Origin of the sequence: Streptomyces sp. NPDC002730 (genome assembly GCF_042888805.1) — a bacterium.
In the GTDB taxonomy this organism is placed as follows: domain Bacteria; phylum Actinomycetota; class Actinomycetes; order Streptomycetales; family Streptomycetaceae; genus Streptomyces.
In genome coordinates, this window is sequence record NZ_JBIAQG010000051.1 from 1 (window position 1) to 3,890 (window position 3,890).

The window sequence follows — 3,890 nt, forward strand, 5'->3', positions numbered from 1 at the left end:
CCGCCGGATACGGAGACCTACGTCCCACCAGGACACCTTCCCTCGGATCTGCAAGATCCATTGTCAGAGTGTCCACACCACAGGGGTCGCCTCAGGTGACGGCCCTCGACGAGGAGATCGCTGAGACCGATCGGCTCATCGAGGGCCGGTTTAGCGAGCACCGGCACGCCGAAGCCATCCTGAGCATGCCCGGCATCGGCACCCTGCTCGGGGCCGAGTTCATCGCCTTGACCGGCGGGGACATGGACGTTTTCGGCAGCCCCGACCGGCTCGCCGGCGTCGCGGGACTTGCTCCCGTTCCCAGAGATTCCGGGAAGGTCAGCGGCAAAATGCGCAGACCGCACCGTTACAACCGCCGACTCCTGCGGCTCTTCTACCTCTCCGCCCAGGTCGCAGCCCGCTGCTGCCCAGTCTCAAAGAACTTCTACGACCGCAAGAGAAGCGAGGGGAAGAACCACAAACAGGCCGTCCTTGCCCTCGCCCACCGACGCCTGAACGTGCTCTGGGCCCTGATACGAGACCACCGGACGTTCGAGGTCGCCCCACCTCCACCGTCACAGCGACACCACGACGCGACCACGAATTGTCACCCACCCGGCTTGACAACCTGATTGGGAATCACAGTCGTAGCTCGGGCCGACGTGGCCCATGCTGCGGCGGATGCCGTGCTGGCGGCAGACATCGGCGACGCCGCGCTCGTCAGCCGGGTAACGCGCTTACGGTTGATCTTCCGTCCCCGGGACCTGGGCTCGGCATGCACCCGCGGGGCACCATAGGCGCCCTGGTGAGCGGCGTGGATCTCGCGGATCCCGGCCACCGTCCGTGCGCCCTCGGCGGCTCGCCCGGCACGGCACCGGCACTGGCCCGGTGCCGGTGGTAACCGGAGCGGGAGACGCCCAGGACCCCGCATATCCACTTGATGCCGAAGTCGGCGCCGTTGGCGGAGATGAAGTCCCGGCGGCGGGGGCTCACTTCACCTCCCGGGCGAAACAGCTCGCTGCCCGGCGCAGGATCTCGCGCTCCAGCTGCCATTCCTCCTCCGCCGCGTCCAGCAGGCGGGCATTCTCCGCCCGCAACCGGGCCAACTCCCCCGCCTCACCCACACCGGCATCACAGTGCCCGGGCACGGCAGCAGCCGAGTCCTTGCGGACCCACGTCCGTAGGGACTCGGCTGTGACACCGAGCTCCGCAGCCACAACCGCGTACGTTCGCGTGCCGGCCGCAGAGCGCGACGGCATCCTTCCCGAACTCCTCCGGTACGGAGACTTACGCCCCACCCGGACATCCTTCCCCGGACCATCAACATCCACTGTCAGGGTGTCCACTCCACAGGATCAGGGATGCGCGGCATGCTGCCCCCGGAAAGCATGCACAATCCTAGCCACATGGCGGATGCACCATATGTACCGAAGGCGCACGTTGGAAGGAGATACATCCCCCGGCACATGAGAGAGGATCTCGCCATGACAACCGACACACGCGCTGGACACTTCGTGAAGAGTCAATCAACAGGCTGCTCCTCACGAGGAGATCCCCGTCATATTTTCGCCACAGCAGCCTGGAGTCAACCGACATCCCTCACCGCGCCCCGCGAGATGCGCACGAACGTCGTCAGGCTGCTCACCGCTTGGCGGCTGCGAGCCGAAGGCGGCGACCTCGAACTCCTCCTCAGTGAGTTGGTCACCAACGCCTGCAGGCATGCTCCGGGCATCGTGCACGTGGAGGTGTGGCTGGACCGGCACCGCCTGACCGTTTATGTGCGGGACGGAGGGTGCGGGAAACCGCAACTGGAGCTTACTCCGACGGAGAGCGAGGACGTGGATGATCTACGGACTGGCGGATACGGCCTTCTGCTGATGCGGGAGTTGGCCGTCGCTTATGGCATGACCACCGACCGGAACGGCACCATCGTGTGGTTTCAGATCCCGCGCCCCAAGGCCGATGGCGCCCAGGATGAATGAAGAGCTCGCAAGACAGCTCCAAGTCCATGTCGGCCACTACATGGCAGCCGTCGCTGAGCAACTGCTGGACGAAGGAATTCCAATAGTCTCGCTGCACGCCTATGCCCCAAAAGCGAGCTCGGCGTACTTCGACGATGCCGAGGGCGCCCTCGGGTTTGGCATATCTTTCCAGCGGAACACCTATGCATCCGAGGGCCATGCCCTGTACTGGACGGCCGACTCCGGATGGTGCTTTCATCTGGCACCGGTCACCGGCCCGCCCCTCATCTGCGATCCCACGCGCTGGCTCAGCGATGGCTTGGTGCCCACACCATGGCGAGTCGCCACATTTGTTTTCGCGGTCCAACTCGACTTCCCCAGTACAGGAAGCGAGGAACGGCCGTTCTATCGGGTCCGGAGCAGCGACATCCCCGCACTCATCGACCGGCTCGCACAATACGTACCAAGTCCTCAGGACAGCCGACCTCATCCCAGCTACCATCACCGCTTCGGCAGGCTACACGCCCAGGCCTACCACAACCGCGTGCTCAGAGCTCTCCTATCCCAAGTCGAAGACCGAGTTCTCGACTTGCCGCTACGAGCGTCGGAACTGAAGGCCGTACTGGAACTCCTGGAGTTCGCCGAAGCCACCTCTAGACCCCACGGACCCAACAACTTGGCGGCACGCGCTGGCGGCGACTATCGCAGCCTCCAGCAATACCGCACCGCGCTCGACCACGCGATGATAGTTCAGGAGAATATCGACGACGCAACGGGTGATGCAGCGACCCCGCCTCAACCGGCCCTCAGCCAACGGCAGAGCGGCGAACCGCGACGCGGCTGCCGGACTCTCTCGGTTCTCATGGGTCTCATACCGGTGAACCGGACGAATCCCGTTCATGCAATGCCCCTGGGGCATCGTCGTGGCGGCGGGGGGTGCGGTGCGGCGGAATGATCTCGCCACCAGGCAGCAGCTCGCCGGTGTCGTCAAAGAGAACGGTTCCGTTGCACAGGAGGCTCCAACCCTGCTCGGGGTGGGCGGCGACGATGCGCGCGGCGTCACGGTTGGGGTGGTCGGCGGTGGGGCACGTGGGCCAGTGACAACACATCTTATGTCTCCGCTCTTGACTCTCGGTACATGCTGGTCTCAGCTGTTGGCCAAGCGGTCACTTCATGGCCCAAGGGGAGCAAGTCCCATCAATATTGATTTCGCGACTAAGGAGACCATTTTCAAATGACTTGGTCGTCATGTACCCGGTATAGCTCTTTAGCACCCTTCTAGCAGAGTGATACCTGAGTGCCGATTTGGTATCCGCCACTTGGCTGAACTTGAAGAGCTACTGATTCCCAATGGAGTTGTCAACCGGGGTCGGTGACGCGCCGTGAGCGTGTCAGCCGAGCGCGACCGGGGGCGGCGGCGCGGTGATCTCGAAGGTGCGGCCGTCGCGTATCAGGGCCCACAGACACCTCACGGAGCTAAGACCGTGTCCTACATGGCGAGTTGGCAGTTGTTCTGGGCATGGGGAGTGGACGGTGGGGATGGATCGTTCCGGAGGGCCTGTGGGAGTGAGCCGCCTCGCGTTTTTCGGACACCGTTTCATGGGTGTTTTCTATGCCGCGAGCTGCATGGCTTCGTATTCGGCTTGGACCTCTGCCGGAGTCCTGTAGCCAAGTCCCGAGTGGAGTCGTCTGCGATTGTAGAAGACTTCGATGTAGCGGACGATCGCCCGTCGCGCATGCTCACGGCTCGGGAACGCGGTGCGGTAGACCAGTTCATTTTTCAGCGCGCCGAAGAACGATTCGGCCATCGCGTTGTCCCAACATACACCGGTGCGGCCGACCGACGGCCTGATGCCGCAGGGCGATTGCAAAGTCCTGGTGATCTCGTGAGTGTGCAGGTCACGGCGGTGTGACGATGCCAGGAGGGCGCGAGACCACAGGCAACGAAGC

Annotated in this window: 5 protein-coding genes and 1 pseudogene; 3 read left to right on the top strand and 3 right to left on the bottom strand. The window is 63.8% G+C overall.

What is annotated here, in order from left to right; translation table 11 throughout:
- Window positions 1-611 (top strand): transposase (locus ACFYXH_RS42245; protein WP_389575115.1); only part of this gene is annotated, 611 nt, incomplete at its 5' end.
- 89 nt (window positions 612-700) lie between these two features.
- Here ACFYXH_RS42245 and ACFYXH_RS42250 read toward each other — a convergent pair.
- Window positions 701-1,277: pseudogene (locus tag ACFYXH_RS42250) on the bottom strand (IS3 family transposase); the annotation flags it as partial.
- 168 nt (window positions 1,278-1,445) lie between these two features.
- On the opposite strand from ACFYXH_RS42250, the gene ACFYXH_RS42255 reads away from it, so the two are divergent.
- A complete protein-coding gene (locus ACFYXH_RS42255) occupies window positions 1,446-1,961 on the top strand; it encodes an ATP-binding protein (RefSeq protein ID WP_389575117.1) in 516 nt (171 codons plus the stop codon).
- Entirely contained in the window at window positions 1,954-2,895 is a 942-nt protein-coding gene (locus ACFYXH_RS42260) for a hypothetical protein (RefSeq protein WP_389575123.1), read from the top strand. The genes ACFYXH_RS42255 and ACFYXH_RS42260 overlap by 8 nt, the downstream gene beginning before the upstream one ends.
- Here the strand turns inward: ACFYXH_RS42260 and ACFYXH_RS42265 are convergent.
- Both ACFYXH_RS42265 and ACFYXH_RS42270 read right to left on the bottom strand, forming a co-directional pair.
- Window positions 2,810-3,049 carry a DUF5999 family protein gene (locus ACFYXH_RS42265; protein WP_389575119.1) on the bottom strand — a complete coding sequence of 80 codons (240 nt, stop codon included), beginning with the start codon at window positions 3,047-3,049 and terminating at the stop codon, window positions 2,810-2,812. The genes ACFYXH_RS42260 and ACFYXH_RS42265 overlap by 86 nt on opposite strands.
- Window positions 3,050-3,550: 501 nt before the next feature.
- Window positions 3,551-3,890 (bottom strand): integrase core domain-containing protein (locus tag ACFYXH_RS42270; RefSeq protein ID WP_389575121.1); only part of this gene is annotated, 340 nt, incomplete at its 5' end.

What these genes read in the sequence shown, in the direction of transcription:
- ACFYXH_RS42255 (WP_389575117.1), top strand. Translation starts at nt 1,446, where the DNA reads ATGAGAGAGGATCTCGCCATGACAACCGACACACGCGCTGGACACTTC.
- ACFYXH_RS42260 (WP_389575123.1), top strand. Translation starts at nt 1,954, where the DNA reads ATGAATGAAGAGCTCGCAAGACAGCTCCAAGTCCATGTCGGCCACTAC.
- ACFYXH_RS42265 (WP_389575119.1), bottom strand. Translation starts at nt 3,049, where the DNA reads ATGTGTTGTCACTGGCCCACGTGCCCCACCGCCGACCACCCCAACCGT.